24 protein-coding genes and 1 tRNA gene are annotated in these 25,129 nt (G+C 59.2%); 12 read left to right on the top strand and 13 right to left on the bottom strand.

Annotation, left to right across the window (positions count from 1 at the left end; genetic code table 11):
- Nucleotides 1-46: 46 nt before the first annotated feature.
- The gene (locus M017_RS0114905) at nt 47-1,864 is read right to left on the bottom strand and encodes a hypothetical protein (protein ID WP_031498912.1); all 1,818 of its coding nucleotides are present in this window, start codon (nt 1,862-1,864) and stop codon (nt 47-49) included.
- A complete protein-coding gene (locus M017_RS0114900; protein ID WP_031498911.1) occupies nt 1,828-2,184 on the bottom strand; it encodes an NADH-quinone oxidoreductase subunit A in 357 nt (118 codons plus the stop codon). The genes M017_RS0114905 and M017_RS0114900 overlap by 37 nt, the downstream gene beginning before the upstream one ends.
- Before the next feature lie 78 nt (nt 2,185-2,262).
- Between M017_RS0114900 and cysE the strand changes: the two genes are divergently transcribed.
- Nucleotides 2,263-2,910 (top strand): serine O-acetyltransferase, encoded by a 648-nt coding sequence (gene cysE / locus M017_RS0114895; RefSeq protein ID WP_031498909.1) that lies wholly within the window; start codon nt 2,263-2,265, stop codon nt 2,908-2,910.
- Nucleotides 2,907-3,521 carry a matrixin family metalloprotease gene (locus tag M017_RS0114890; RefSeq protein WP_031498908.1) on the top strand — a complete coding sequence of 205 codons (615 nt, stop codon included), beginning with the start codon at nt 2,907-2,909 and terminating at the stop codon, nt 3,519-3,521. Before cysE ends, M017_RS0114890 begins: the two co-directional genes overlap by 4 nt.
- On the opposite strand, the gene add is transcribed toward M017_RS0114890, so the two are convergent.
- Nucleotides 3,448-4,368, bottom strand: a complete 921-nt coding sequence (gene add, locus M017_RS0114885; RefSeq protein WP_202901657.1) for an adenosine deaminase — start codon at nt 4,366-4,368, stop codon at nt 3,448-3,450. The genes M017_RS0114890 and add overlap by 74 nt on opposite strands.
- 7 nt (nt 4,369-4,375) lie before the next feature.
- Here add and glgB point away from each other — a divergent pair, with 7 nt between their 5' ends.
- Nucleotides 4,376-6,586 (top strand): 1,4-alpha-glucan branching protein GlgB, encoded by a 2,211-nt coding sequence (glgB, locus tag M017_RS0114880; protein ID WP_238325906.1) that lies wholly within the window; start codon nt 4,376-4,378, stop codon nt 6,584-6,586.
- On the opposite strand, the gene M017_RS0114875 is transcribed toward glgB, so the two are convergent.
- Genes M017_RS0114875 through M017_RS0114860 form a run of 4 tightly spaced genes read right to left on the bottom strand, consistent with a single transcriptional unit; the run spans nt 6,528 to nt 11,505 of the window.
- Nucleotides 6,528-7,460: an SDR family oxidoreductase gene (locus M017_RS0114875; protein ID WP_031498904.1), complete on the bottom strand. Its 933-nt coding sequence runs from the start codon at nt 7,458-7,460 to the stop codon at nt 6,528-6,530. The two genes, glgB and M017_RS0114875, sit on opposite strands and share 59 nt — an antisense overlap.
- Nucleotides 7,457-8,293 (bottom strand): sugar phosphate isomerase/epimerase family protein, encoded by an 837-nt coding sequence (locus M017_RS0114870; RefSeq protein ID WP_031498903.1) that lies wholly within the window; start codon nt 8,291-8,293, stop codon nt 7,457-7,459. Before M017_RS0114870 ends, M017_RS0114875 begins: the two co-directional genes overlap by 4 nt.
- Nucleotides 8,294-9,703 (bottom strand): glycosyltransferase, encoded by a 1,410-nt coding sequence (locus M017_RS26695; RefSeq protein ID WP_238325905.1) that lies wholly within the window; start codon nt 9,701-9,703, stop codon nt 8,294-8,296.
- 17 nt (nt 9,704-9,720) lie between these two features.
- Nucleotides 9,721-11,505 carry a S41 family peptidase gene (locus M017_RS0114860; protein ID WP_155121425.1) on the bottom strand — a complete coding sequence of 595 codons (1,785 nt, stop codon included), beginning with the start codon at nt 11,503-11,505 and terminating at the stop codon, nt 9,721-9,723.
- A 54-nt stretch (nt 11,506-11,559) separates the two neighbouring features.
- On the opposite strand from M017_RS0114860, the gene M017_RS0114855 reads away from it, so the two are divergent.
- The 5 genes from M017_RS0114855 to M017_RS0114835 are packed head-to-tail and all read left to right on the top strand — an operon-like array spanning nt 11,560 to nt 15,501.
- On the top strand, nt 11,560-12,453 hold the full coding sequence (locus M017_RS0114855) for a phosphoribosylaminoimidazolesuccinocarboxamide synthase (RefSeq protein WP_031498900.1): 894 nt from the start codon (nt 11,560-11,562) through the stop codon (nt 12,451-12,453).
- Between the two features lie 3 nt (nt 12,454-12,456).
- Nucleotides 12,457-13,014, top strand: coding sequence for a CvpA family protein (locus M017_RS0114850; protein WP_031498899.1), 558 nt, complete (start codon nt 12,457-12,459; stop codon nt 13,012-13,014).
- Complete coding sequence (locus tag M017_RS0114845; protein ID WP_238325904.1) at nt 12,969-13,667, top strand: HAD family hydrolase; 699 nt, start codon at nt 12,969-12,971, stop codon at nt 13,665-13,667. The genes M017_RS0114850 and M017_RS0114845 overlap by 46 nt, the downstream gene beginning before the upstream one ends.
- A complete protein-coding gene (locus tag M017_RS0114840) occupies nt 13,664-14,788 on the top strand; it encodes a c-type cytochrome (RefSeq protein WP_031498897.1) in 1,125 nt (374 codons plus the stop codon). Before M017_RS0114845 ends, M017_RS0114840 begins: the two co-directional genes overlap by 4 nt.
- The gene (locus tag M017_RS0114835) at nt 14,785-15,501 is read left to right on the top strand and encodes a class I SAM-dependent methyltransferase (RefSeq protein WP_031498896.1); all 717 of its coding nucleotides are present in this window, start codon (nt 14,785-14,787) and stop codon (nt 15,499-15,501) included. Before M017_RS0114840 ends, M017_RS0114835 begins: the two co-directional genes overlap by 4 nt.
- Here the strand turns inward: M017_RS0114835 and M017_RS0114830 are convergent.
- From M017_RS0114830 to M017_RS0114815, 4 genes are all read right to left on the bottom strand, one after another.
- Entirely contained in the window at nt 15,453-16,307 is an 855-nt protein-coding gene (locus M017_RS0114830; protein ID WP_238325903.1) for a histone deacetylase family protein, read from the bottom strand. The two genes, M017_RS0114835 and M017_RS0114830, sit on opposite strands and share 49 nt — an antisense overlap.
- Nucleotides 16,308-16,399: 92 nt before the next feature.
- Nucleotides 16,400-16,852, bottom strand: a complete 453-nt coding sequence (locus tag M017_RS0114825) for a hypothetical protein (protein WP_031498894.1) — start codon at nt 16,850-16,852, stop codon at nt 16,400-16,402.
- A gap of 85 nt (nt 16,853-16,937) precedes the next feature.
- The gene (locus M017_RS0114820; RefSeq protein ID WP_031498893.1) at nt 16,938-17,732 is read right to left on the bottom strand and encodes a heme-dependent oxidative N-demethylase family protein; all 795 of its coding nucleotides are present in this window, start codon (nt 17,730-17,732) and stop codon (nt 16,938-16,940) included.
- Nucleotides 17,729-18,901 carry an O-antigen ligase family protein gene (locus M017_RS0114815; RefSeq protein WP_031498892.1) on the bottom strand — a complete coding sequence of 391 codons (1,173 nt, stop codon included), beginning with the start codon at nt 18,899-18,901 and terminating at the stop codon, nt 17,729-17,731. Before M017_RS0114815 ends, M017_RS0114820 begins: the two co-directional genes overlap by 4 nt.
- Nucleotides 18,902-18,939: 38 nt before the next feature.
- Between M017_RS0114815 and sixA the strand changes: the two genes are divergently transcribed.
- Entirely contained in the window at nt 18,940-19,422 is a 483-nt protein-coding gene (gene sixA / locus M017_RS0114810; RefSeq protein ID WP_031498891.1) for a phosphohistidine phosphatase SixA, read from the top strand.
- On the opposite strand, the gene M017_RS0114805 is transcribed toward sixA, so the two are convergent.
- Nucleotides 19,419-20,228 carry a hypothetical protein gene (locus tag M017_RS0114805; protein ID WP_155121423.1) on the bottom strand — a complete coding sequence of 270 codons (810 nt, stop codon included), beginning with the start codon at nt 20,226-20,228 and terminating at the stop codon, nt 19,419-19,421. The genes sixA and M017_RS0114805 overlap by 4 nt on opposite strands.
- A gap of 45 nt (nt 20,229-20,273) precedes the next feature.
- Here M017_RS0114805 and M017_RS0114800 point away from each other — a divergent pair, with 45 nt between their 5' ends.
- Nucleotides 20,274-20,861 (top strand): suppressor of fused domain protein, encoded by a 588-nt coding sequence (locus M017_RS0114800; RefSeq protein ID WP_031498888.1) that lies wholly within the window; start codon nt 20,274-20,276, stop codon nt 20,859-20,861.
- Here M017_RS0114800 and M017_RS0114795 read toward each other — a convergent pair.
- The gene (locus M017_RS0114795) at nt 20,858-21,511 is read right to left on the bottom strand and encodes a 2OG-Fe(II) oxygenase (protein WP_080507788.1); all 654 of its coding nucleotides are present in this window, start codon (nt 21,509-21,511) and stop codon (nt 20,858-20,860) included. The genes M017_RS0114800 and M017_RS0114795 overlap by 4 nt on opposite strands.
- A gap of 172 nt (nt 21,512-21,683) precedes the next feature.
- Here M017_RS0114795 and M017_RS0114790 point away from each other — a divergent pair, with 172 nt between their 5' ends.
- On the top strand, nt 21,684-24,812 hold the full coding sequence (locus M017_RS0114790; protein WP_031498886.1) for a TonB-dependent receptor: 3,129 nt from the start codon (nt 21,684-21,686) through the stop codon (nt 24,810-24,812).
- 69 nt (nt 24,813-24,881) lie between these two features.
- Nucleotides 24,882-24,968 (top strand) — tRNA-Leu (locus tag M017_RS0114785).
- Nucleotides 24,969-25,129: the final 161 nt, after the last annotated feature.

Below are 25,129 nucleotides of genomic sequence, written 5' to 3'. Positions count from 1 at the left end.
AAAACAGGCCCAATCCACGCGCTCCAACAGCCAAACTGTTTTGGTACTACTGTTGCTGGGTTGCGATCTTCACACGATTCGAGAACTGACCGTTGTACTCAATCGTCAGATCGTAATCAGATGAGGTCGGTACGCCCACTGGAACCTGTACGTTGATCTGATACAGGCCAACAAAGCCAGGCGTCAGGCCAGCGAACTGTGCTCCCACTGGAATCGAGCTATTGAAGAGATCGGGAACACCGAAGCGCACCACGACATTCGAAAGCTGAGCCAGCGGACTGAGCGGCGCAGAAGCACCCGTTGCCACCGGCGGCGTCGTCTGCCCGAATCCGATTGCATAGACCACAAGCACATCACCAGGCTTCGCGGGCTTGGAAACATAAGTTCCCAGCACCACATTGCTCGGCATCGGCAAAGAGCCATCGTTGCTCACGATGATGCCGTACTTCAGCCCTGGCCACACCAGAATGCGCCCCGCCTGGGCCACAACAGTCACGCTGACACGGTTGCCAACCACACCATTGTGTTCCACCTGGATCGTCGCACTGCCGCCTTGCGTCTCGAGAGGAACCTGGAAGTTGATCTGTCCCGGCGAAGCAAAATACAGCGGCGCCGCCACTCCATTCACCAGCACGCGAGCTCCGCCCAAAGTCGTGGGAAGAGTGGAGGAGGTGTTGTAGTACAGACCGTCGGTGAGGAACTCACCGAACACCGCCGCAATCGCGCCCACTCCAAGCGTGTCGCCCACCTGGAAGGTGGCGTTGTTCAACACACCGTTATAGGAGATTGTCGGAACTGCCGCAGTAACAACTTCCATCGTCACAGGCACTGCAAGCGACGGAGCATTGATCGAGTTTGTCGCGATATTCACCGTACCCCGGTAGGTTCCCGCCGGCAGCGAACCAGGAGTGAGCGTCACCGCTGCCCCCGTAAAGCCCGTAGCCGCCGTGGCGCTCAGCCAGCCTGTCCCGTTGGTCATCGTCGTCGTGATCGCACCGACAGTCAGCGCACCAACCCCGCGATTGCCAACACCCACATTGAGCGTTGTGGCCGCGGAGTTTTGCACCACTTTTGCGCTCAGCGTTTCCGGACCGGCAAACGCAATCGGCTGCGAGGTGACCACCAGACGAGTCTGGACAGTCTTGTTATCACCGGCAAAGGACGAACCACTCACCTGGACGGTTCCGTTATAGGTCCCTTCCCCCTGGCCAGCCTGGCGTGTTCCCACAATGCGATAAGGCTGCACAAATCGGAAGCTCCCGGCGCCTTCATAGGCAACCGTCAGCCAGTTCCCGCCACTCTGCGTTGCCACCGCAGTATTCAACACACTATTCGTTGAGAAGGGATAGCTATCGCTGGTGCCATTCGGCGCCACATAGAGGAACACGGTGTCCGGAACGCCGCCGCCCACCTGGACCGTTACGGTCACCGTCTGCGGTGCATCGACGGCAGACGGATCCTTCACTGTAATCGCGCCCGTATACGATCCCTTGGCCAAACTGGCCGTCGCCAGGCTGATCGTAATCGGAGTACAACTCGACTGCTGTACTGCAATCTGGCAAGCGCGTGACGCACCTGCGGAAGCGCTCAGCCAGGTAGCATTGGAGCTAAAGCTCAAGGCTAGATTGCCGGTCCCTGCGTTATACGCTTCGATAGTCTGTGCGGTGCCGTTCGAGCCGGTCGCAATGGAAATAGGTCCCAGCGCCGTATCGCTCAGACGCAGTTGCGCCTGCCCAAATACGGGCTGTGCCCAGAAAACTGGCAGCAGTGCCAGTCCTAAAACAATTTTGCCGAAATTGTTGCGAGCTCTTTTGCAGCCGGTTGAAGTTACACCCAGTTGAGTGCACCCTTCCTGCGAGCCCATAGATAACCGGCGATCAGGATTGAAAGAAATAGCGTCACCTCCGCGACCCCAAACCAGCCCAGTTGTTTGTAACGGACGGCCCAGGGGAATAAGAAGATCGTTTCCACATCAAAAATCACGAAAAGTATCGCAATGATGTAAAAGCGAACTGAGAATCGGGCGCGGGAACTGCCCTCTACTTCGATGCCACACTCATAGGCTTCGTACTTTGCCTGATTGGGAATGGAGGGTCGAAGGAGGCGGGCGACAATCAACGCGATGACGGGAAACGCGATTGCGATCACCAGAAGGAAGAAAATAGGGAGATACCCTTCCGGCATGCAATCAGAATAACAAAAACCAGGGAGACTGCAAGATCAAACTTCAACGGATAATAGATCCATTGCATCGAAATTAATATGTTGCGCGCTATCAGGGAACAAATCGACGTCATCTTTCGGGAAGATCCCGCGGCACGCAGTGTCGTCGAAGTCCTTCTCTGCTACCCAGGGCTGCACGCGATTCTGCTCCATCGCCTCGCGCACGCGCTCTATCACCTCAATCTCAAACTCCTCGCCCGCATCATCTCCACCTTTGCGCGTGGCATCACCGGCATTGAAATCCACCCTGGGGCCACCATCGGCCGCCGCTTCTTCATCGATCACGGCATGGGGGTCGTCATCGGCGAAACAGCGGTCATTGGCGATGACGTTATCCTCTACCAGGGCGTCACCCTGGGCGGGACAGGCAAGGAGCGCGGCAAGCGCCATCCCACGCTCGGCAATCACGTTGTAGTCGGCACGGGCGCCAAGGTGCTGGGCAACATTACGCTCGGCGACAATGTCAAAATCGGCGCAGGCAGTGTCGTGGTCCATTCCGTACCAGGAGACTCTACGGTGGTCGGCATCCCCGGTCGCGTCGTTCGGACGCGGGGCCAGATTGCCGACGATCTGCAGCACGGAGAACTCCCAGACCCGCAAGGCCAGGATCTTGAAAACATGCAGCACCGCGTGGATCAGTTGGAGTTGGCGATTCGCGCATTGCTCGAAGAAAAGACGCGCCCATGAAACTGCTCCTGCTTCTGTCGCTCGCTTCCCTCCTCCAGGCGGAAACACTCATCACCTTCTGGACCGGAACGCATCCGCGCGCAGAACTGGCGCAATGGGCGATGGAACGCTGGGCCGCCGCCTCAGGCGGCGCGCTGCAAGTGAAAAAAGTCACTACGGCCGAGGAAGCGGAAATCCGTTTCTACTGGGTCGATCCGCTCCGGCGCGGCCTCTACGGACAAGCGCTCTCCTTCCGCAAAGATGGCAAGGAATTGGCTGACGTCGTGATCAACCCTTCCGTCGACTCGCTCGGCGAAGATATGAAGGCTGCGGTGGCAAAAGATCCTCTCTATGCCGATGTCATTCTGTTCCTCACCTGCGTCCACGAATCCGGACACGCCCTCGGGCTCCTTCACACACGCAAGTATGAAGAGATCATGTACTCCTTCGAACACGGCGGCGACTTCACTGAATACTTCGCCCGCTTCCGCCGTCGCTTGAAGACCTTTGAAGACATCCGGCAAACCTCTCCGCTTGCCCCCGGCGACATCGTCCAGCTCAAGTGGCAGATGGCGCAGAGAACGCAAAACGGAACGCGTTCTCCCGCACCACCTCCAAATCCGCGTCCGTAAAGCCCAACCCTTCTTTCGCGATCGCAAACTCCCGCTCGATTGTCGTCCCAAAGAAGGCCGGATCATCGGTATTCAAAGTAATCGGCACGCCGGCGTCGAAGAGTTGCTTGGCTGGATGAGCGGCCAGCGTCGCAACAGCCCCCGTCAGCACATTGGAACTGATCGAGATTTCAAGCGGCACCTGCCGCGCCGCCAGTTCGCGCACCAATTGCGGATCCTCAATCGCGCGAATCCCATGCCCAATCCGATGAGCTCCCAGCTCTAAAGCATCCCAAACATTTTGAGCGTTTGATGTTTCGCCTGCATGAGGCGCCAGCTTCAAGCCAGCCTCTTCTGCAAAACGGAATGCCGTACAAATCTCCGCCGCTGCCGCGCCCCGCTCGTCGCCTCCCACGCCAAAGGCCACCACGTCCTCGCCACACAAATCCGCCGCCAGCCGCGCCACCTCCATCGCATGCGCCCCGCCAAACTGCCGCACCGCATCAAGCACCCAGCGCACCTGAAGCGGCGCCTGCCTGCCTTCCTCGATGAGAGCCTCCGCAATCGCCCGCGCATCCTGTTTCCGCCAAAGGCAGATCCCCGCCGAATGGATCACCTCGGCATACACAATTCCCTGCTTCGCCATCCGGGCAAACGCGCGGCGGGCCAGCAATCGATACTGTTCCGGCGTATGCAGATGCAGCGCCGCAAACTTGAAGCTCTCCAGAAATCCAGGAAAGTCAGAGAACGCATATTTGCGTTTCACCTCCATTCCATCGAGCTCTGGAGCAATCTCACACAGCGTTTCCTGGTCCAGCATTCCTTCAAGATGCACATGCAGTTCTGCGTACCGGATCAAACTTGCCATAATAACCATGATGCTCCCAGGAGAGATTCACGCGATCGTCAACGGATACCACGGCGATCCACTTAAGGTTCTCGGTCCGCATCAGATCCTGCCCGGGGAGTGGGAAGTGCGGGCCATGCTCCCGCAGGCCCAAACCGCTTCGATCCTTGTCGGAAAAAAGCTCTATCCGATGACCAAGGACGATCCTGCCGGCTTCTTCAGCGTCGCCATCCCAGGACAAGTCGAGCCCTATCGCATCCAGCTCCAAACCTGGCACGGCGAGCACCAGGAACTCGAAGATCCATACCGCTTCCACAACCTCCTGTCCAACTTCGACCTGCATCTCTTCCTCGAAGGCACCAACTACGAGGTCTACCGCAGCTTCGGCGCGCACGGCATGGAGATCGAGGGTGTCAAAGGGGTTCGCTTCGCCGTCTGGGCGCCCAATGCTGAATCAGTACAAGTCTGCGGCGCCTTCAACCACTGGGACAAGAACAGCCACCCGATGAGCCCGCGCGAGGGCGGCGTCTGGGAGCTCTTCATTCCTGGTCTCGCCACCGGCGAAATCTACAAGTACTTCGTCCGCTCGCGCATCAACCTCCACCAGCAGATGAAGGCCGACCCTTACGCCTTCTACGCCGAGGTCGCCCCCAAGAACGCCTCTGTCGTCTGGGCCGAACCTGAATACGAATGGCAGGACGCCGCCTGGCTCACCAAGCGTGCCTCAGAAGACATCCTGAAGCGCCCCCTCTTGATCTATGAAGTGCATCTCGAGAGCTGGAGCCACGGCGCGCACAATAAGCCGCTCAGCTACCGCGAACTCGCCGACCGCCTTGTCTCCTACGTCAAAGATCTTGGCTACACGCACATCGAGTTGATGCCCATTCTCGAGCATCCGTTCTCGGGCTCCTGGGGCTATCAGGTCACCGGTTATTTCGCCCCCACCTCACGCTTCGGCACCCCCGCCGATTTCAAGTACTTCGTCGACAAAGCGCACCAGGCCGGCATCGGCATCATTCTCGATTGGGTTCCGGCGCACTTCCCCAAGGACGCGCACGGCCTTGCCGTCTTCGATGGCACCCGTCTCTACGAACATTCCGATCCCCGCCAGGGCGAGCAGCTTGATTGGGGCACCCTCGTCTTCAATTTCGGACGCAATGAAGTCCGCAGCTTCCTCCTGTCCAATGCGATGTACTGGCTGAAAGAGTTCCACATTGATGGCCTGCGTGTCGACGCGGTCGCCTCGATGCTCTATCTGGACTACTCCCGCGAAGGGCGCGACTGGATTCCGAATCAGTTCGGTGGCCGTGAGAATCTCGAAGCGATCTCGTTCCTGCGCCGCTTCAACGAACTCTGCCATGCGGTCCCCGGCTGCTTCACCGCCGCCGAAGAATCTACTGACTTCCCCGGTGTCACCCGCCCTGTATTTCTCGGCGGTCTCGGCTTCACTCTCAAATGGAACATGGGCTGGATGCACGACATGTTCCGCTACTTCAAGTACGATCCCTTCTTCCGGCGGCACCACCACCAGAACATTACCTTCAGCTTGTTTTACTCGTTCAACGAGAACTACCTGCTGCCCATCAGCCACGATGAGGTCGTCCACGGAAAATCCAGCCTCATCGGCAAAATGCCCGGCGACGAGTGGCGGCGCTTCGCCAATGTCCGCGCCTTCCTCGGCTACATGTACGGGCACCCCGGCAAGAAGCTGCTCTTCATGGGGCAGGAGTTTGGGCAATACGAAGAGTGGTCAGAACAACGTCCGCTGCGCTGGGAATTGCTCCAGTACGCCTACCATGCCGGCCTGCAGAATCTGGTGCGCGACCTCAACGCTCTCGTCAAAAGCGAGCCCGCGCTCTATGAAGTCGATCACAGCTACGAAGGCTTCCAGTGGATTGATTTTCACGACACCGAAAACTCCGTCATCTCCTTCGTCCGCTACGGAGAGAACAAAACAAATCCAATCGTTTTTGTTTTGAACTTTACACCGGTCGTGCGCTACGACTACATCATCGGCGCGCCGCTCGCCGGCTCCTGGACCACGATCCTGAATTCGGACTCACACAAGTACGGCGGCAGCGGCGTTTCCAATCCGGATCGCATCGAGACGGAACCCGTCGAAGCTCATTTCTTCCCGCAGCGCTTCCGGCTCACGCTGCCGCCGCTCTCCGTGATTGTGCTTAAGCCAGACTCGCCTTGTACCATTGAAACGTTCGACGAAGTCCCTCTTCGAAGGTAAACTGCGGCGCATGCCCCAGATACTGCACCGCCAGCGCCGTATCGGCTTGTGAGTGCTTCACATCTCCGGCACGCGGCGGTCCATAGTTGGCGGTCAATTCACGTCCGGCAATCCCCTGCAGCAGCTTCCAGGTCTCATTCAACGTATAGCGATTGCCATTGCCCGCATTGAACACCCGGCCACTGACATCCTTCGCATGCGCCGCCTTCCAAACCAGCGCCGCCACATCTTCGACAAACGTAAAGTCGCGGCTCTGCTCGCCATCCCCAAAGATCGTCGGCGAAGTGCCCTCGATGAGCGCCTTCATGAACAACGACAGCACGCCGCTATAGGCACTCCCCGGATCCTGACGCGGGCCAAACACATTGAAGAAGCGCAGCGATACCGTCTCCAGCCCAAAGCAAGAAGAGAACACACTCGCATACTGCTCGCCCATCAGCTTCTGCGCCGCATACGGACTCTTCGGGTTCGTCTGCATCGTCTCCACCTTCGGCAGCACCTCGGTGTCACCGTAGGCTGAACTTGAAGCGGCATACACCACTCGTTTCACACCCGCATGTTGCGCGGCACGGAAAACATTGAAGGACCCGTTGATGTTCACATCATGCGACGGCAACGGTTCCTTGATGCTCCGCGGCACACTCGGAATCGCCGCCAGATGGAACACGAAGTCCGCGCCGGCAAAGGCACGAAGCACCGCATCGTAGTCCCGAATATCGCCCTCTACCAGAGCAATCCCGGTTCCATCGAGGTTCTTCTTGTGGCCGCTATTCAGGTTGTCAAAAGCAACCACCTGCTCGACACCCTGTTCGAGCAGATGCCGTCCCAATGCAGACCCGATAAAGCCCGCCCCTCCCGTAATCACTGCCTTCATGCCGCGCCCGCCTCTCTGATTTTCAAGTTCAAGTAGTCGATGCTTTCCTTCGCCAGCACATCGGCCCCTGGGCTGAAGTCAAAAGCCTCCATCGAAATCCAGCCGCCATAATTCAGTTTCGCCAAACGCTGGAAAACCGGCACAAAGTCATAGTCCGCCGTACCCGGATGCCGCCCATCGGTCTCGTTCACATGGATATGCCGAATGAACGAATAGTGCTTCTCGATCAAATCGGCATGCGGCTCCACTTCATTCACGGCATTGTGCGTATCAAACATCGTCCACACCGCTGGGCTGCCAATCGTCTTTACATGCGCCACCGCTTCATCGAGCGTCGTCACTACATCGCACTGCTCAACAGGCAGCGCCTCAATCAGAATCTTCACCCCACGCGCTTCGGCATGGGGAGCCACTCCCGCCATCCCATCCACATAGTTCTTCGTCGCCTCGGCAACGCTCAAGCCGCCGGTCGTGCCGCGCTGCTTCGGGCTCCCAAATACCATCACCCCATCGGGGCCCAGATCGGCACACAAATCCACCAGATCGCGAATATGCTGCCAGCTCTTCGCCCGCAACGCGTTGTCCGGAGTCGTCACCTGCAAGCCCGCCGGGCTCACCATGATCCAGTGCAACCCAACAAAAGTCAGCCCTTCATCGGCCATGATCTGTTTGAACTCGCGCCGCTGCGCCGGGCTCACATCGAGCGGCTTCTCCGCCAGAGTAAACGGAGCAATCTCGATCCCCTCATAGCCCAGTTGCTTCATCGTCCGGCATGCTTCGCGGAAGTCCCACTTCTCAAATGCCTCATTGCAAATCGCATGTCGAAATTTCATTTACCGTTTCCTCGCAATCACGATCAGGTTCAGGCCGCGCCAGGGCAGCACTCTATCCACCAGCTTCCAGAGCCACACGGTCTGATCAAACAGCTTCAAGGAGAGCTTGTTGATCTGGCTGCTCCCCAAGCCTCCAAAGACACCCCAGGCCAGCTTGCCGATCTTGTTCAACTCCCGGGCCTCTTCCACTTCAAATCCCGCGCGGGCAATCATCTCCACCACACGCTCCCGCGTAAAGCGTTGCCGGTACCCCATCCCCGCATCAAGAGCCGTCAACTTCCCCGCCCCCTGCGGCACGGAAATGATCAGCCGCCCTCCTGGGGGCAACAAACGAGCCACCCGTCCGATACAAGCCTCCGGATCCGCGCTGTACTCAAGAGTCCGCAGCAGCAGCACCGTATCGAAATCCCCACCCAGCCTCTCAAACCCTTCATCGCTATCCGGACTCAGCTCCCGCACTTCCACATTCGGCGTCCGCAAAAATCGATTCCGCAACGAATGCAGATGCAGCGGATCTTTCTCTCCCGCAACATAGCGCAGCCGTTTGCCCATCAGCATGCCGCTCAAGCTTCCCAGGCCCGCGCCCAGCTCGAGCACCCTGTCCCCCTGAAACGGGCGCACAATCGAAACCAGCCAATTCAAATAAGCCGGCGTGCCGGTCAGCGTATTCAGATGGCTCCGGCCATAGCTCTCTTTGTAGAGATCATCAACCACCCAGAAATACAGCACAACGCCCAGCGCCTTCACTCCATCGCGCCAGCCAATCTTCTTGCCCTCTTCATAGGTGCGCCCGTGATAGCTGATCGGCACTTCATAGATCCGGAACTTACGCTTGGCGCACTTCATCGTGATCTCAGGCTCGAAGCCAAAACGATCCGATCGCACTGGAATGCTCTTCAGCAAATCGGTGCGAAACACCTTGTAGCAAGTCTCCATATCGGTGAGATGGAGATTGGAGAACATGTTCGAGATCAGCGTCAAAACGAGGTTGATCATCGAATGCCAAAACGGCAGCACGCGCCGCTGCTCCCCAGCCAGATAGCGGCTGCCAAACACCGCATCGGCACGGCCCGATAACAACGGCGCCATCAGCACTGGATACTCGGACGGATCATACTCAAGGTCCGCATCCTGAATCAGGCAAAAGTCACCGGTCGCCTTTTCGATCGCCGTACGGACGGCCGCTCCCTTCCCTTGGTTCACCTCATGGCGATAGAGGCTGATTTCGGGATGCGCGGCGGCAAAGCGGGCGAGAATCTCCGAGGTCCCATCCTTCGAGCAATCGTCAACAATCACTAACTCGCGCTCCAGATTCTCCGGGAGAGGAGCGGCCAGCACCTGGGTCAGGCTTTTTTCTACAACGGCACGTTCGTTATAGACAGGAATCAGGATGGAGAGCTTGATGGGCAAAGTTCTACTATATCCGCTTAAGGCTTTGCCGCCTGAATCTCCTCAACAAGGATCTTCGTAAACGCATCGACAAAAGGCTTCCCGCGCTGCGTCACATTCGCCACCGTCATATAGTCCAATGCGATGTCCGGACGCACTCCGACATTCTCCAGAAACGGCGAGCGCGGGAAATGATCATAACTGTACTCCTGATTGCGCACCATCAGGCTCTGCGTCAACGTAGCCGTAGTTTCGCTCCACCAGCCTGCGGACACATCCACCACGCTACCGCCGGCCCCTGCCGTCCGCGTTCCCACCAGCTTGCCGCGCTTGTTGTCCTGCAGCAGTGCCGGAAACGCATCGCCGGCCGATGTCGAGAAGTCATCGATCAATACGATCAGCGGCTTCTGGTAGGCATTCGGCGAGCTCGCCACAGGAAAGTCCGGATAATTCGCCAAGGTCTGCGAGCAGACCGGAATTGCCCCCGTCATCCCGCGCCCGTCATGGAACGCATCAAACAGCACGTCCCGATAGAAGCGGTAGTTCGCCCCATAGTAGGAAGGCGCACCGAGCGCATCCAGTTGCGAGGCAATGGAGTCATAGGAAGCAATCAAGCTCAACGTCGGACGAAACGCCAGCCCAATGTGATTGAAGCCATTCGGAATCAGATACTTTGCAAGATCGTTCGGCGTGCACACATTGCCGCCCGGGTTGCTCATCACATCGATCACCAGCCCATCGGTATTCGCATTGAAGTAGTTAATTTCGGTGGCAAACTGATTCACTTGCGAGGTCGACAAGGTCGCAAAGTTCCGAATCCGGATCAATCCAATCCGCTGCCCCTCCGACATGTATGTGCCCGAATAGAAGGGGTCCGAACTCAAGCGCCCCTGCCGCAGCACAAAGCCCGAGGGAAGCGCAAAGATCGGAGCGCGGCCGCCAAAGTTGATCACCGCATGCGGCGTCGTCTCCGTGCCGTCTTCATTCAGAATCCCGGCCTTGCCCCGGTCGCGCAGCCGCGTCTTCGACATGCCCATGTAGAAGGAGTCGTAGTAGAGCTTCTTCCAGTCCGGCAGATCGTCCCAGGTCGGCTCGATATCCACCACCGGCCCCCCACGCCGTCCCCCCAGGCGCAAGCCCGTGGACAGCGCCCCAGGCGTCGGCGCCGCGCCAAAGCTGCGAATCGGAAAACCACTCTTCCGCCAGGCAATCTGATATGTCTCAAGATCGCCATTCTGACGCCGGATCACCACCGTACTCTCGTCCGGCAGCTCGACGGCATGCGGTTCATTCGCCTGAAAGCGATAAGTGATCTTATCGATTGCCCAGCGCAGAGCGGAACGGGGATTGCCCCACCCCTCCAGCTTCGCCAGTTCCGTTGCGATCTCCATCGCCGGCTTGCCATCGAGACTCACCAATTCATCGCCTGCCACAAACGGATAGGTCCGGCTCGGCAGCGCCGTACGGTCCACCAGATCGATCACCACCTTGTTGTCATAGAGATCGACATAAAAGCCCAGATCGGCAGCAAAATTTGAGGCGACCGTTACCGAATCATGCCCATCCTGAAAGCTCGCGACATACTGCATCGCCACCACGGCATAATCCAGATCGCTCTTCGCCGCCCGTACTTTTTTGAGCCAGGGCCCGATCTCAAAAATATTCACACCCAGCGATTGGATCTTCCAATTCGCGGGCCCATAACTCTTGGCGTAAATGCTCGCCAGCGTCTGAAAATCCTGAACGCGCTGCTCTTCCGTCAGCGCGGCAAAAAGCCCGGGCGCGAGCCCGAGCACCATGGCAAACTTCAAAAATCTCTGCAAAGCGATACTCCTACTAGCCAACAATCGTAAAATTAGGAGTTTAGGAACCCCAAGTTGCCACAAGTTATTCTCGAAACAAACCTACCTGGAATCGAACTCATCGCTCGTGGAAAAGTCCGCGACGTCTACGCGATCGATGCAAAGACGCTCCTGATCGTGGCAACAGATCGAATCTCCGCATTTGACTATATTCTAGGTTCCGGCATTCCAGACAAAGGCCGGGTCCTCACCCAGCTCTCTCTGTTCTGGTTCGATTTCCTCGCCGGCCTCACACCCAATCACCTCATCAGCGCCGATCTCCGCGATTATCCCATCGAACTGCGTTCCTTCGCCGACCAGATCGAAGGCCGCTCGATGCTCGTCCACCGCGCCAGGATGATCGACGTCGAATGCGTCGCGCGCGGCTATCTGTGCGGCTCCGGCTGGAAAGACTACCAGGCCACTTCCGCCGTCTGCGGCATCCCCCTGCCCGCCGGTCTGCTCGACGGCAGCCAGCTCCCCGAGCCCATCTTTACGCCCGCCACCAAGGCCCAATCCGGTCACGACGAAAACATCAGCTTCGACACCGCGGCAGCCACCATCGGCGTGGAACTCGCGAACGAACTCCGCCGCCGCACCCTTGCCATCTACAACGCGGCGTCCAGCTACGCGGCCACCAAGGGCATCATCCTTGCCGACACGAAATTTGAATTCGGCTATGTCGGCGATACCCTCGTACTCGGCGACGAAGTGCTCACCCCCGACAGCTCCCGCTTCTGGCCCCGCGACACCTGGGCTCCCGGCGGCGCACAGCTCTCCTTCGACAAGCAGTACGTGCGCAACTACCTCGAAGGCATCGCCTGGAACAAGCAACCTCCCGCCCCCGCGCTTCCTGACGAAGTTGCGCTCGAAACCTCGAACAAGTATAAAGAGGCGTACCGCATCCTCACCGGAAAGGCACTGTCCTAATACATGAATTGGCTTGATTTTGTATTGCTAGCCATCCTTGGGCTCTCGGTCGGAGCAGGCATCTGGAAGGGCTTCTTCCGCCTCTCGATCGGGCTCGCCGCCACCATCATCTCCATCATTCTCGCCTGCTGGTTCTACGGCCTGGCCGCCTCCTGCTATTCGCCCTATCTCAAGCAGGAAAGCCTCGCCAACTTCCTCGGCTTTCTCACCATCCTTGCGGCCGTCCAACTCACGGGCGTGCTGCTCGCCATGCTGCTCGCCCGGCTCACCAAATCGGTCGGCCTCGGCTGGCTCGATCGCCTGCTCGGCGCAGCCTTCGGTCTCGTACGCGCCATCCTCGTTTCGAGCGTCTTCGTCATGATCCTCACCGCCTTCTCCTGGACTCCTGCCCCCGACGCCGTCGCTGAATCCACCTTCGCCCCCTACGTCATGGACGGCTCGCGGCTCCTCATCTACCTCACTCCGCGCGAGATCCGCGATGGCTTCCAATCAAACTACGAGAAACTAAGAGGGAAGTGGAAGAAAACGCTAACGGACACCCTCAACAAAACGGCACACTAAGACCATTCCCAGCTCCCCGGCTGCTCATCTTCGATCTCGACGGCACCCTCATCGATTCCAAAGCCGACCTGGTCAGCAGCGTCAACGCGACCCGCGCCTACATGCAGATGCCGCCGCTCGATGAAAGCCTCATCGCCAGCTATGTCGGCAACGGTGCGCCGGTCCTCATCAAACGAGCCATGGGCGAAGACGCCAGCCAAGGCCGGGTCGAAGAAGCTCTCGAATATTTCATCAAGTACTATCACGACCATTGCCTCGATGAAACCCGGCTCTACCCCGGCATTGCCGAAACGCTCCAGGCCGCCCAGGAGCGCGACATCCGGCTCGCCATCCTCACCAACAAGCCGGTGCGCATCAGCAACATCATCCTCGACGGACTCGGCCTCGGCAGCACCTTCTTCCGCGTCTACGGCGGCAACAGCTTCCTGATGAAAAAGCCCGACCCGATCGGCATCGACACCCTCCGTGCCGAATCAGGCACTCCCGCCGACCAGACCCTCATGATTGGCGATTCCCACGTCGACATCCAAACCGCCCGCAACGCGAAAGTCTACTCGGTTGGCCTCACCTACGGGCTGCAACCCGAGTCGCTCATCACCACCCCACCCGACCTCCTGCTCGACCGCATCGAGGACCTCATCCCTCACCTATGAGGTTCGCCCTGCTTGTGCTGCTGTCTCCTCTCTGCGCGGCGCAAGCCCCCACCTGGACCGAGATCGCACCGCTCTTCGACCGCTGGTGCAACGGATGCCATCGCACCGGACAAGTGGGCCCCTTCGACTTCACCACCTACGAGGGAGCCTCCACCTACGCCCCCGAAATCGCCCGCGAGATCAACGCGGCCAAGATGCCCCCCTGGGGCGTTAAACCTGGCCCCCTGCACTTTTCCAATTCGAGACAGCTTCCCGACGAAGTCACGGCGAAGCTGCTCGCCTGGATCAATGCAAACACTCCAAACGGCACCGCGCCCACGCTCCCCAAGCGAAATCCCCAATGGAACCTCGGCCCGCCCGATCTCATCTTCACTCAGCCCAAAGAACACACGGTCCCAGCTGAGAAAACCGTCGACATTCTAAGCTTCGACATCCCGTCGGCGGAACTCGGCACAACCGACAAGGATCGCGATTTCGACGCCTTCGAGTTCCGCCCTTCCAATCGTGAACTGCTCCACCACGCCGTGCTGAAAATCGGCCGGCAGCCTCTCGCCGCCTGGGCTCTGTGTGACAACGGCATCCGCCTGCCCGCAGGCGTCGCCTGGCGCCTCCCCAAGGGCCAGCCGCTCACTGTCGAGTTGCATTACTTCAAGCGCAACTTGCGTCCGGCGCGCGATCTCACGCGTCTCGCGCTCTACGTCCCCAAGCAGCAACCCAAACGATGGGCCAGCCTCCTCGAAATCGTCAAAACCGACATCAAAATCCCCGCAGGCGAAAATCTTCATCTCGAGAAAACCAGCTTCCGCATCCCGGAGAATCTACAGCTCCACGCCATCCTGCCAGTCTTCCAGCTCCTTGCCGACGACATCCGTCTGCGCATTGGCGGCCAGCACGATTACTTCCTCTGGCTCGCGCCCTTCGAGCATCACCTCATGAGCAGTTATCTGCTCGCCGCCCCGCTTCCCCTTAAAAAAGGTACGCCGCTCGAAGCCGAAGCCCTCTACGACAACTCGCTGCAGAATCCCTTCAACCCCCACAAGCAACTGCGCGAAGTCCACTTCGAGGAAAATGGTTTTGACGAGACCTTTCGCTTCTGGCTCACCGTCTCCCGCCCCCGATGAAGTTGCCCCTGCACCACCGCCGTGTCGCCCTCAGTGAAGACTCCGGCTGGAGTTCCAACACCCTCAACGAAATCAGCCAGCAATTTGTGCGGCACTGCCAGCAGCACCAGGGCACCGTCTTAGACATCGGCGCCGCCCACGGCATCGCAACGCTCCCGGCGCTCGCCGCCGGAGCGCAGGTCATCGCCAACGACAGCAACCCAACCCATCTCGAAAGCATCCGCCAACAGGCAGCCCCTGGCGCCCCGCTCACGCTTCTCCCAGGCCGCTTCCCCTACAAGATCAAACTGGAAGAAGCCAGCCTCGACGCCGCCCACGCCTCAAACGTTCTGCACTTCCTCACTGGCCGTCAACTGGAAATCGGCGCAGCCAGCCTGTACCACTGGCTCAAGCCCGGCGGTCTCTTCTTCGCCGTCGCCGCCACTCCCTCACTCGCCGCCTTCCCGGACTTCGCCGATGAATACAAAAAGCGGCAACAGCGCGGCGAAGAATGGCCGGGCTGGATCGAAAACACGCGTCACTTCTCCAACCACCGCCTGCTCAGCCGCATTCCCAAATCCATCCATCTGCTCGACAATGTCATTCTCCGCCGCGTCTTCGAAGCTGCTGGCTTCGAAATTGTCGATTGCTGGCTCTACCGCCGCTTGGATCTCCCCAAGAGCCTTCACTCCGATGGCCGCGAATCGGTCGGACTGATCGCCCGCAAGATCTGATCCGCCGTCCGGTAGGTCGTCGCAGCCGCCTGCACCGTAAGCGCGATCGGGTCCGAGTATCCCCCGCCCAGCGTCACCACGCACGGCACTTCATGGAACCACTCAAACACCATCTCATCGCGCCGCCGCATCCCCTCCATCGTCAAAGCCAGCTTCCCCAAGCGATCGGTCTTGAGCGCATCGACACCCGCTTGGTAAAACACGATCTCCGGCTCAAAGGCACGCACCCGGTCAAGCGCCGGTGGCAGCAACGCCAGATACTCCGCATCCCCCACCCCATCTTCAAACTCAAGATCCAGATGCGACTGCTGCTTGCGAAACGGAAAGTTATTCCGCCCATGCGCCGAGAAACAAAACACCCGATCCGAACCCGCAAAAATTGAAGCCGTACCGTCTCCCTGATGGACATCGAGATCCACCACCGCCACCCGCTGCGCCAAGCCCTCTCGCAGCACCATCGCAGCCGCCACCGCGATGTCGTTGAACACGCAATAGCCAGACCCAAAATCGCGATACGCATGATGGGTCCCGCCGGCCAACACCCCACTCCACCCCTCACCCAAGGCCAGCCGTGCCGCCGCCATCGCCGCGCCTACACTCGAGAGCGATCGCGTGATCAACTCCGGAATCTGCGGAAACCCAATCCGCCGCACTTGTTCTGCCGACAAGCGTCCTTCCAACACCGCATCGACATACTCCGCCGCATGCACCGCCAGCAAATCCTCACGGCTCGCCAAAGGTCCCACCGCAAAATGAAAAGCACCGCTTGTCTCCAGTTCCTGCCGGGTCAAGCGGTACTTTTCCATCGGGAATCTGTGACCCTCGCGAAGAGGGAGGTCATACGGGTCACAGTAGAACAGCGTCGCCATGAACCAGTCATAGCACCCTGTCGTCCTCACTATTCGGCGAGATCCTCGCAGTCGTCCTGCACCTGCTTCAGCAGTTCCTGATAGGCCAGAGTCTGAGTCCGGTTCGGCGTTTCGTTCAGGAAGTGCAAGGTCGCTGTCGTATCCGCCGCCAGCTTATGAATTGCAATCTGCAACTGCAATCCACTCGCCGAATTGGAAACATCATAGGGCTGGTGGAGCGCAAACTTCACGGCTTGATTCAGTGTCTCGTTCACAGTTACTTTCAATTCGGCAGCATAACGTTGCTGTAGGTTCAAATCATGATGCCCATAAGTAGCCATCCGGGCCATTAACTGCGCCTGCTCAGCAGCAAGGCGTGCATTGGTGCGCATTTCGCGCTGCGTCTGGCTATATTTAACGGGCATCAGCGACGCACCGTCCTTGGCGTGGGCAAAGGCAAAAGAGGAAAGAAGCAGGGCTGCCGTGGCAGTGAAGGTGTACATTGTGTCTCCTGCAATAGAAGACGACGATATCTTTTCAAAGTGACTATTTATCGTGTAAAGAAGTGTATGTAACGGTTCTGTGAACTCACTGTAAAGATAAATAACGTAGCAACGGCGCGGCAAAAGCCAGGATGCCCTTATAGCGCAACATCTCCTCCGGACAGCTCTGCAACACGCCGCGCAACAGTTCGCGCTGCTCCACAGCAAGCTGCGCCACCGGCGCCGTATAAGTGCGCACTGTAAAGAGAATCGCCTCACTCTGCGGCAATCGCGAGAGCGTCTGCCGCTCGACGCGCATCCAGCAACGCTCCCCTGCGTTGTCTGCATCCACCAGCGCGTTCCACTCGCGCACCTGCTCGTCCCAGCGAGAGGTCAAATCCAGTTGCCCGCTCGACTTCACCGCCCAGTTCAACCGCGACACCGCACGCCCCGGCTGCAAGCGCATAAGCAGCTTCTCGCTCCCAGGCCCAATCGAACTCGCAAAGCCTGGCACCGGCCCATGAATCGCCAGAAAAGGCTTTCCGATCTTCTCGTCCAGACACCACGCATTCGCAAAACACAAATGCCCGGCCACCAGCGGTAAGCCCGGCTGCTGCGCATCGAGCAGCAGCAGATCTTCCTGCACGCAATCGCCCGCCGCTGCAATCCCCGCACCCACCGCACCCACCAGCGCCGCCACCTCCGCCTGTGCCGCCTCCGACCCCGGCAGCGCCTGGCAATAGTAACGAGCGTCATAGGCAAGACAAGCGCGCTTCAGAGCCATCTCTTCGGCAAAGTTCGTACCGCGCTCAAAGATCCGGTCCGTCGGCCCCAATGGAACAGCCCCGATCTTCATCTCATAGCGAGGCGTAGCAAACGGAAAATAGGGCAACGCACTCATTCGCCCTCACGCGGTGCCGCGGCCAGACCAAACAGACCCAGGAAGAGCGTCAGCACTTCAGAGTCCCCCAGATTGTGCTCGAAAAGTCCTTCGGCCGCCAGTCCGGCCAAGGCAGCCAAGGCAAAGTAACGCAAGGCGGAAGGCCGTGCGATCCACTCTCTGGCATTGATCCCCACAAAGATCAGAAAGCAAAGCAGCGCGGGCAAGCCCCGCTCCGCTGCATATTGCAAATACAAGTTGTGCAGATGGCCATAATAGCCCTCGGGGAGTGGCTTTGCCGCACGCTCCGCGGGAAGATACTCACGGAAATGCTGACCCGGTCCCTCCGGCCCCAATCCCAGGAGCGGATGTGCCGCGATCATGCGCAGGCCCACCTCGCGCGTCACTTCCCGATGCGAATTCGAATCCAGTTCACCATGCGGCCGGACGATGCTGTCCATCCGGCTCCGGATCGCCGCCGGCGAAACCACATAGATCAGTCCGATCAGCACTGGCAGCGCCAGCAGCCAGCGCGGCCTCCAGCAACTCAGCAGCACAGCAACAGAGCAAGCGCTTCCCAACCAAATCGACCGCGTCTCACCCAGCACAATCGCAACGCCAAAAATCAGCACCAGCCCGCCCAACAACACCCGCCGCCAGCCGCTCTGCCGCGTAAACAGCAACACCGCCCCCGCCAGCGACAGAGCAATCATCATATGCGCCCCAAAGGTCATCCAATGGCTCATAAAGCCGGTGATCCGGCTCGCCACATAAGCCAGATAGAAATCCTCATGCCGCGCCGCCGCCGTCTGCCACTTCACATAGAACTGCCAAAAGCTCCAAAGCGCCGAAGAGCCTGCCAGAAACAGCGCGGGCCAGACAAAGGCTGTCCGGCAAATTGCCAGACTCGCGCCCAGCGGCAAAATCGCCCACAAGAACAACTTCTTCAACTGAGGCACTGCGCTCGCCGGGGAGCCGCTCAGCAGCGCGGCCACCAGAGTGAGCATCAAGAAAGCAGCGGCCCAGACCATGCCCGGAGGCCACTTCGGCCTTTCCCGCAAGCTCAGAAAGAGGACAATCGCCAATCCGAGAAGAATCTGGCTCAAGGCAATCGAAGAGAACGAGAGCACGATCGAGCCCACAAAGGAGGCAGCAGCCAATTCACGCCGGGAGAGGGGCACAGCATCCATCGTAATATTGATAAAAAGCGGGAGAACCACTTGTCGCCATGGAACTCTATTTATTGCGTCACGGAATCGCCGAAGACTCAGCTCCCGGAGGGCGCGATGCGGACCGCGCGCTCACCCCAGAGGGAAGAAAGAAACTCCGCGAACTGTTGAAGGTCGCTGCAGCCGCTGGCGTCAAGCCCACGCTCATCCTCAGCAGCCCCTACAAGCGCGCGCAGGAGACTGCCGCCATCGCCGCAAAGTCGCTCGCCTACACCCACGACATCATCCAATCGCAAGCCCTGGTCCCCCCGGCTCACGCGCAGGAACTCTGGGAAGAGGTGCGCATGCACCGCTCGGAAGAAAGCCTGCTTCTGGTCTCCCACGAACCACTCCTCAGCAGTGCGGCCGGCTTTCTCTTGAACTCGACATCCATGCGTATGGATTTCAAGAAGGGCGGCATTTTCCGCGTCGATCTCGATTCCTTCCAGTCCCAGCCGAGCGGCGTCCTCAAGTGGTATCTGACGCCCCGCCTCGTCAACTAGAAGCGGCGCTCAAACCAACGCTTCACCGCGCTCTTCGTCGTCTTCACTGAAGTCCCAACCGCACTGACAGTCGAACTCCCAGCGGCAATCACCGGCTTCACTGCAGGCGTCGACGGCTTCACCACCACCGCCCGGTCACTCTCCTCGAGCAACTGCCGCAACTCCGGCCCAAAGTCAGTGCCCATCTTGGCCTTCAGAAACCCGGTCCAGATCGCTCCCTGCAGCGGCGCATCCGGTTCCCCCAGATTGATCACCCGGCCCGGAGCCAGCATGCGGGTGCGCTCGCAGCGGTCCCCGCCACACCCAGACTGGCAAGCCTCGCGGCTGAAAAAAGAAGCGTGCTTCCCCTTAGAAATCCACACTTCCGGTCCGCGCCACTCGGCATAAACCAGTCCTGCGCGCGCCGCCATGCTCACGTCGCAAATCGTCTCCTGATGCGCCGCGGCCAACCAATATCGAGCTCTCCATTCCCCGCCCTGCTTGTGCAGTAACACCGAGACATGTTCCGCGTCCAAGTCATGCGGCTTCTGTCCACAGTCCCGCGCCCACAAATGATAAAAGTGCAGCTCAATTTCTTCACCCACCGGAAAGGCCTGTCCATAGATCGTGCCATTGCGCGCCTTCACGCGCGGCACCGCGACACCAGGTTCAAACTCCGCCGGCATCAGATCGCAATCCTCAGCAGAGGCATAAAAGCGGGGAACAAAGCGATCGAGCAATTCCTGCTCCACAGCATCGGGCAATCCATCCAAATCAAGGTCCGGCGGCAGCGAACCCAGCAACAAAAACAACAACCAAACGCGCACCCTCCGATGGTATCGCGGGCCCTAACTATGGCATGTTGTTAGTGAATGTCCAGTGGCAGACCAGAAGTGATTAGTGAGGACAAACAGGTCACACGCAAAGTCACCGAAGCTTTCGGAGAGACCTACACGCTCGAACGGCAAAGCGACCCCACTCGAAAATTCGAGCTATCCGTTCTCTGCTTTCATGGTCAGCCAGCGCCGGGAATCAGTTCCTATTCCACCATCGGCCTCTGGCGCACGCCCCTCGAACCGGATCCCCACACGCGCCTCGAACTGGTCGGAGCCTTCCCCTCCGATAAGGAGGGCTTCTCTGCCGTTCTGGCCACCGCCGCCTTCCGCATCATGCGCACCCAGAAACCCATTGGCCCGGGCGATGTGTTCCCCGGCTACATGCGCGAGTGGTACCCCAAATGTACGGTCCCGCACCTCTTCTTCACCTTGCCCTCCACCTGGGCGCAAGAAAGCCTGCTCCCCTTCCGCATGGGAAATCTGGAAGTCAGCTTTCTCCAGGCCCTTCCGATTTCTGATGGGGAATACGACTATCTGTCCGAGCACGGCGAGGATTCCCTCGAAATCAAGCTCATCCAGAACAATATCGACTTTTACGATCTCAAACGAAAATCTGCCGTCTAGATCGCATCGTGAAAGATCACCCCCAGCGTCCAGCGCTGACCCGATCGCACTCTCGCCACCCCATGCCGAAGCTGAGTCCGGGAAAAGCCATGCTTCCCTGCTGCAGGACGATAGCGGGTTGCGATCACGACACCCTCGCCCTGCTCCGGACGCAACACCTGCCCCGCCGATTGCGCCCGCGGCCGCTGCTCCACCAGCAGCAACTCTCCCCCGGTGAAGTCCCGGCTCAGTTGCACAATCACCTGGAAGGGAAAAGAAACCTTCCCATAAATATCCTGGTGCAGGCAGTTAAAATCGTCCACGCCGTAGCGCAACAACAAAGGTGTCGGCCGCAATTGCCCCGCCTCATGGCACTGTGCAAGAAAAGCATCGAGCTCCGCCGGGTAAACGACAGGAATCCCCAGCGCTTCCATCCACTCATTCGCCACAGGCACAAGCCGCCCATAGAGATGCTGCCGCAACTGCTCCACCCGCTCCGGGAGCGGATAGGCAAAATACTGATACTCGCCACGCCCAAAACGATAACGAGCCATCTCGATCCGGCTCCGAAAGTGCTCCGCCTCCTCATACAAGGCCACGATCTGCTCGCACTCTTCCGTACTGAATAGCGTTCCCAGCGAGGCAGCCCCAAATTTCCATAGATCTTCCATACGTTGAAGCCTAGGCGAAGGCGAAATTCTGCTCTATCCGCTTCTTGCGTCGATCAGGTTTCATCTCGGTACAGAAAAACTATGTAATGTTTTGTAAAGTTTGTAACGGATCTGCACCCGGAAACCTCGCACGCGCGTCCCTCGCCAAGAGGTCTTTTCCGTTTTGCGTTTCATGTCTCGAATCGTCAGTCTGCTTTTGCTTTGTTCCGTTCCCGCAATCTATGCCCAGGACTCTTCTGCGCTGTCCGGATCCATCATCGATCCCAGTGGCGCCGCCGTCCCCGCCGCCAAACTCACACTCTTTGAACCGAACCTGAAGGTCACCCGTTACGCCCTGACCAATGATTCCGGTCTCTACAATTTCGACTCCCTCCCCCCCGGTGACTATTCCCTCCACATCGCCAAAGAAGGCTTCAAAGACCAGCGCGTCAACCTGATCCGCATTGGCACCCGTGATGTCCGCAGCCTGCGCCTCCAGATGGAAATCGGAACATCGGCCAGCACCAGCGTCACCGTAACGGCCCAGGCCGAAGGTCTCTCCACCGACGTCTCCACCGGCATTGCCATGACCCAGAAATTTGTCAAAGATCTGCCCGTCAATGGCCGCAGCGTCACCACGCTGATCAATCTCGCGCCCGGCGTCGTCAGCGACGCGAGCGTCGACGGCGGCATCAACGTCAACGGACTGCGCTCGAACATGAATTACTACACCGTCGACGGCGTCAGCGCCAACACCGGCATCGGCGCTCCAGGCCTCGGCATTGGCGGCCCCTTCGCAGGCCTCTCCGCCGCCGCGGGTTCCTCAGGAACCAGTCCCAGCACCGCCGCCACCGGGCAATCGAACCTCATCAGCCTCGACGCCATGCAGGAACTGCGAGTCCAAACCTCCGCCTTCGCCCCCGAATATGGCCGCACCCCGGGCGCCCAGATCTCCGTCACCAGCCGCGGCGGCAGCAACGCCTTCCATGGTTCCCTGTTTGGCTACTTCCGCAACCAACGCTTCAACGCCAACGACTGGTTTGCCAACCGCGCTGGTCTCAGCCGTGGCAAGATGCGGCAGAACGATTTCGGTGGCACCCTCGGTGGCAAGCTGATTCCGAACCGCACCTATTTCTTCCTCTCCTACGAACAGAACACCCTCTCCTCCCCACAAACGGTCTTCACGTCCGTCCCCAGCGCCAAGGCCCGCCTTAGCGCCCCGGCCATCCTGCGCCCCTACCTCAATGCCTTCCCGGTCGCCAATGGCGCGCTGCTCGACAATGGCGCCGCGGAATTCACCGCCGTCTATTCGAATCCTTCTACCATGAAGGCCGCCAGTGTCCGGGTCGATCACGCGATCAATGCGGACATGAACCTCTTCGTCCGCTACGCGATCACGCCCTCCGATAACCAAAGCCGCGGCGTCGGGCTCACCACCGCCAACACCCTCAATACCTCAGACAGCCGCAATGAAACGCTCACCGGTGCCTGGATCTGGCAGCGCAGCGAAGAAAGCACCAACGATCTGCGCATCAACTACACCCGCGCCCATCTCGACTCCTCGAGCATCATGGACAACTTCGGCGGCGCCACGCCCCTTGACCCCAGCCGCATCTTCCCCACCGGCGTCACCACCGCAAACGGCACCTACAACCTCCAGATCAACGGTCTGGGCGGTTACTCCATCGGCCAGGGCTCGGCAGGCCGCCAGCAGCAGATCAACATCGTCGACGCTTATTCCAAGACCTCCGGCACGCACCAATATAAATTCGGCGTCGATTACCGCCGCCTGATGCCCACCATCATCCAGAAGCCCTACAGCGCTTCCTTCACCTTCAATGGGCTGGGCAGCGGCGACGCGGGCAGCTTCCTGAGCGGCTACGCCTCCAACGCCATCGTCAGCTCGAACACCCCCTCCACCTACCCGCTCTACACAAATTACTCGGCCTACGGTCAGGACACCTGGAAGCTCACAGACCGCACCACCCTCACCTATGGCTTGCGTTGGGACGTCAACCCCGCACCCGGCGTACGCGACGGCCTGAAGCCCCTCTCCATCAGCGAAAACAGCACTCTCACCCAGGACCAGGCGCTCTACAAGACGCGCTGGTTCAACATCGCCCCCCGCATCGGCCTCTCCTACCAGTTGGACAACACCCCGGGCCGGGAAATGATCTTCCGCGGAGGCGCCGGAATGTTCTATGACATCGGCTACGGCAACGCGACCGCGGCCTTCAGTGGCGCGCCCTATTCCAATGTCCGGCTCATCACCCAGCCCTCCTTCCCGCTCAACTCCGCCAGTCTCGCCGCTCCGGGACTCCCCGCTACGGAGCCCTACGGTCAGGTCAGTGGCGCCGACAACGAATTGCTCGCGCCGCGCATCCTCCAGTGGCAGGCCACCATCGAGCGCTACTACGGCCGCAGCCAGTCCGTCGAAGTCGGCTACATCGGCACCCAGGGACGCCGGATGGCGACGCAGGAAACGCGCGCGGTCTTCAGTTCCACCGCCATTACCTACAACGACGCGACCCTCGTCCGTGTCACCACCAACGGCGCCACCAGCGACTACCACGGCCTCAACGCCCAGTACCGCCGCCGTTTCTCCAAGGGACTGCAGCTCCAGGCGAACTACACCTATAGCCACTCGATCGACAGCGCCTCGAGCGACGTTGCGGCGGGCTTCCAGCAGCTCAGCGGCAACAATCGCGGCAACTCCAACTTCGACGTGCGTCACAACTTCAACGCGAGCGGCAGCTACCGCATTCCTGGCTCCCAGCACGGCTGGCTCAAGACGATCACCAACGACTGGTGGAGCGATTTCATCTTCACGATGCGCACCGGCCTCCCATTCGACATCCAGGCGCAATCCCTGACCCCGAGCACCTCAACCACGGGTACCACCCGTGTCGGCTTCTTTGGGCAGGGTCGTCCGAATTACAACGGTCTCCCGGTCTGGATCAGTGATGCGACGGTTCCCGGCGGCAAGCGGTTGAACCCGCTGGCCTTCAAGGTGCCCACCACGCTCGCCCAGGGCAATCTTGGCCGCAACGCGATCCGTGGCTTTGCCATGAACCAGTTGAACCTCACCTTCCGCCGCGACCTGGTGGTTCGGGAAGGCACGCGACTCCAGTTACGCCTGGAGGGTTACAACGTCCTCAACCACCCCAATTTTGGAAACCCGAATGGTCAAGAAGCAGCTAATCTGGCCAGTTCGAACTTTGGTGTGGTGAACCGGATGCTGAACAGTGGCATCACAGGCACTGGCGTGTACTCAAATGGAGGCCCGCGCACCATGCAAGTGGCCTTGCGTTTCGAATTCTAAGCGAAAACACGCGCAATCAAATTGACACAGCCCCAAGTGGTTTGTCACCATAAAAGGGCTGTACATCGTGCGGATGTGGCGGAATTGGCAGACGCGCTAGTTTCAGGTACTAGTTCTCGCAAGGGAGTGAAGGTTCAAGTCCTTTCATCCGCACCAAAAGTTTCTAAAGCAAAAAGCGGCCTGCAAAGGCCGCTTTTTTTGCTTTCTATACACCCGAACCACTCGGTCTTTTCCCGAGTGTCATTTTTAGCCCGAACAAGAAAGTTCAAGCGCTACCGCTAGAAACCGGCTGGGTTCCATTCTCTCTCGTTGCCGCA

Source organism: Bryobacter aggregatus MPL3 (assembly GCF_000702445.1).
Classification (GTDB): Bacteria; Acidobacteriota; Terriglobia; order Bryobacterales; family Bryobacteraceae; genus Bryobacter; species Bryobacter aggregatus.
The sequence above is the reverse complement of the archived record's forward strand: the minus strand, read 5'-3'. Positions and strand labels throughout refer to the sequence as shown.

Coding starts and splice junctions, on each gene's coding strand:
- M017_RS0114905 (WP_031498912.1), bottom strand. CDS start 1,864: ATGGGCTCGCAGGAAGGGTGCACTCAACTGGGTGTAACTTCAACCGGC.
- M017_RS0114900 (WP_031498911.1), bottom strand. CDS start 2,184: ATGCCGGAAGGGTATCTCCCTATTTTCTTCCTTCTGGTGATCGCAATC.
- cysE (WP_031498909.1), top strand. CDS start 2,263: ATGTTGCGCGCTATCAGGGAACAAATCGACGTCATCTTTCGGGAAGAT.
- M017_RS0114890 (WP_031498908.1), top strand. CDS start 2,907: ATGAAACTGCTCCTGCTTCTGTCGCTCGCTTCCCTCCTCCAGGCGGAA.
- add (WP_202901657.1), bottom strand. CDS start 4,368: ATGGCAAGTTTGATCCGGTACGCAGAACTGCATGTGCATCTTGAAGGA.
- glgB (WP_238325906.1), top strand. CDS start 4,376: ATGATGCTCCCAGGAGAGATTCACGCGATCGTCAACGGATACCACGGC.
- M017_RS0114875 (WP_031498904.1), bottom strand. CDS start 7,460: ATGAAGGCAGTGATTACGGGAGGGGCGGGCTTTATCGGGTCTGCATTG.
- M017_RS0114870 (WP_031498903.1), bottom strand. CDS start 8,293: ATGAAATTTCGACATGCGATTTGCAATGAGGCATTTGAGAAGTGGGAC.
- M017_RS0114850 (WP_031498899.1), top strand. CDS start 12,457: ATGAATTGGCTTGATTTTGTATTGCTAGCCATCCTTGGGCTCTCGGTC.
- M017_RS0114840 (WP_031498897.1), top strand. CDS start 13,664: ATGAGGTTCGCCCTGCTTGTGCTGCTGTCTCCTCTCTGCGCGGCGCAA.
- M017_RS0114835 (WP_031498896.1), top strand. CDS start 14,785: ATGAAGTTGCCCCTGCACCACCGCCGTGTCGCCCTCAGTGAAGACTCC.
- M017_RS0114830 (WP_238325903.1), bottom strand. CDS start 16,307: ATGGAAAAGTACCGCTTGACCCGGCAGGAACTGGAGACAAGCGGTGCT.
- M017_RS0114825 (WP_031498894.1), bottom strand. CDS start 16,852: ATGTACACCTTCACTGCCACGGCAGCCCTGCTTCTTTCCTCTTTTGCC.
- M017_RS0114820 (WP_031498893.1), bottom strand. CDS start 17,732: ATGAGTGCGTTGCCCTATTTTCCGTTTGCTACGCCTCGCTATGAGATG.
- M017_RS0114815 (WP_031498892.1), bottom strand. CDS start 18,901: ATGGATGCTGTGCCCCTCTCCCGGCGTGAATTGGCTGCTGCCTCCTTT.
- sixA (WP_031498891.1), top strand. CDS start 18,940: ATGGAACTCTATTTATTGCGTCACGGAATCGCCGAAGACTCAGCTCCC.
- M017_RS0114800 (WP_031498888.1), top strand. CDS start 20,274: ATGTCCAGTGGCAGACCAGAAGTGATTAGTGAGGACAAACAGGTCACA.
- M017_RS0114795 (WP_080507788.1), bottom strand. CDS start 21,511: ATGGAAGATCTATGGAAATTTGGGGCTGCCTCGCTGGGAACGCTATTC.
- M017_RS0114790 (WP_031498886.1), top strand. CDS start 21,684: ATGTCTCGAATCGTCAGTCTGCTTTTGCTTTGTTCCGTTCCCGCAATC.